At 62.1% G+C, this 2272-nt stretch carries 1 protein-coding gene and 1 pseudogene; both read left to right on the top strand.

The window, feature by feature from the left end; translation table 11 throughout:
* Window positions 1–1722 (top strand): annotated as a pseudogene (locus EV190_RS23580) (hypothetical protein); the annotation flags it as partial.
* Between the two features lie 73 nt (window positions 1723–1795).
* A complete protein-coding gene (locus EV190_RS22395) occupies window positions 1796–2167 on the top strand; it encodes a hypothetical protein (RefSeq protein ID WP_133743596.1) in 372 nt (123 codons plus the stop codon).
* Window positions 2168–2272 lie beyond the last annotated feature (105 nt).

Below are 2272 nucleotides of genomic sequence, written 5' to 3'. Positions count from 1 at the left end.
ACCGGAAGCGGCTCGGGAAGCGGCGAAGAATCCACCGAGACCACCCCCAACGAAACCCCCACCTACACCAGCAGCGGCAACACCGGCAGCGGTTCCGGCAGCGGCTCGGGAAGCGGCGGAACACCTCTCTCCCCCACCACCAGCATCGACCCGGCTACCGGCCGAGCCACCGTTGACCATCAAGGGGATGGAGCCGTCACACTCGACCCCGGTAACGGAAAGGTTGAGGTTGATCCCGATACCGGACTGGCCACCATCATTCCGGAGGGCGCCGAACCCGGCGATACGAACGGCAGGGTCACGGTCGACCCCGAAACCGGTCTGATCACCGTCGAGCACGACAACGGCAAGACGACCATCGACCCGGTCACCGGTGAGGTCACGGTCGATCCCGGGGACTCTCCTGTCTCACTCGACCCTGACACCGGCAGCCTTACCGTCGGCACCCCGTTCATGAAGACGCTCGACCCTAACGGCGGCCACACCACCGAACTCGGCGAGGACGACTCCGAGGTCAAGGTCGATCCCGACACCGGGATCATCACTGTCAGGACCCCTGACGGTGAGACCCTGATCGACCCCGAAACCGGCTCCACGAGCACCTTTCTCGATGACGGACAGGTCAGCGTCGACCCCGACACCGGCAAGATCACCGTCTCCCAGCCGGAGACCGAAGACGAGTCGGGGCCCTCGACCGATCCTGGGTCCGGAAACGGCTCCGGGCAGGAGAGCAGCGGGAGTGGTTCGGGGAGCAACGAAGACTCCACCGGCGGCGGCAGCGGCAGCGGCAGCGGCAGCGGCAGCGACAGCGACACACCGTCCCTTGCCCGCACTGCTCCCATCACCAACGGTTCGGGGAGCGACGAAGACTCCACCGGCGGCGGAGACGAAGACGACGAGGACACCGGGACCGGCGAAGACACCGCGACCGGCGGAGACGAAGACGACGAGGACGGCGAGGACGGCGAAGACACCGGGACCGGCGAAGACACCGCGACCGGCGGAGACGAGGACGACGAGGACGACGAAGACGGCGAAGACGACGAGGACGACGAGGACGACGAGGACGACGAGGACGACGAAGACGGCGAAGACGACGAAGACGGCGAAGACGACGAGGACGGCGAAGACGACGAAGACGACGAGGACGGCGAAGACGGCGAAGACGGCGAAGACGACGAGGACGACGAAGACGGCGAAGACGACGAGGACGGCGGAGACACCGAAGGCACCGGAGGCACGGACGGTAGTACCGACGTCACGAAAATCGACATCCAGGTAATCAAAGACTTCAATACGAACTTCGTCGGGGGCATCCAAGAAGAAGTCCACTCGACCCTGGAGAAGCTGGCCCCGTTCAACAACCCGAAAACCAGCCTTATACTCCTCGGAGACGGGACCCTCCTCCCGGAAGCAGGATCCCTGTCGACCTCGGTCAAATCCCGCCTCTCCGAGGTCCACGAACAGCTCAAGTCCATAGAAGAGGAGATGGAAACCATCTCCGAGAACCTCGAAGAGAGCAGGCTCAATTTCATCCTTCTCTCTGACGAGCAGGAGATCACCGCTGCGCAGGTCGCCATGATCATGGGGACAGGCGATGGCAGCGGAAGCGGCGGGTACAGCGCGTACGGCGAGTACGGCAACAACAATGGGGATGACAGCGGAAACGGAAATGGAGATGACGACGAAGAAAGCAGTGACGAAGACACCGAAGACGAGTAACGAGCTCCGGTAATAGGGTTTCCCATTAGAAGAACCACCGAAAAGGGCATCAGATCCAAGATGAGGAGCCGAATTGTCTGACAAGCTGGAAGTATCTCCTGAGCAGATGGCACAGACGGCGAAACTTCTCTACGAGCCCTCCGACATCCTCAGGGATATCCGAAGGAGAATCCCTTCCCAGGATGCGGTCCGGTGGGTCTGCGGAGGCAAAGACGAGGAGATATCTCAGTCGCTCCACAAGCAGCTCCCCCCAATGGCCGGTGGACTGGTTGATATCATCGACACTCTGGTCATCGCGTTCGACCAGACGGCCGCACAGACCTTGGCGTCATCCCGATCCTTCGAGGACTCCGAGGATCAGGCCGCCGATTTGGGCGACAACCTGAACTCCGAGATCAACGGAGACGGCTCCAACGGAACAAACGGAACGAACGGAAGGAGGTGATTTAACAAGTCATGGGTATGGAGTTGCCGGACGAACTGCGGAACCTCTTCTACGGACTCACCGGATCGAAATGGCCGGACGTGGACGAGGACGAACTCCGCGCGC

Origin of the sequence: Actinorugispora endophytica (assembly GCF_004363075.1) — a bacterium.
Taxonomy (GTDB): Bacteria; Actinomycetota; Actinomycetes; order Streptosporangiales; family Streptosporangiaceae; genus Actinorugispora; species Actinorugispora endophytica.
Note: the sequence above shows the minus strand (reverse complement) of the source record. Positions and strands in the feature narration are given on the sequence as shown.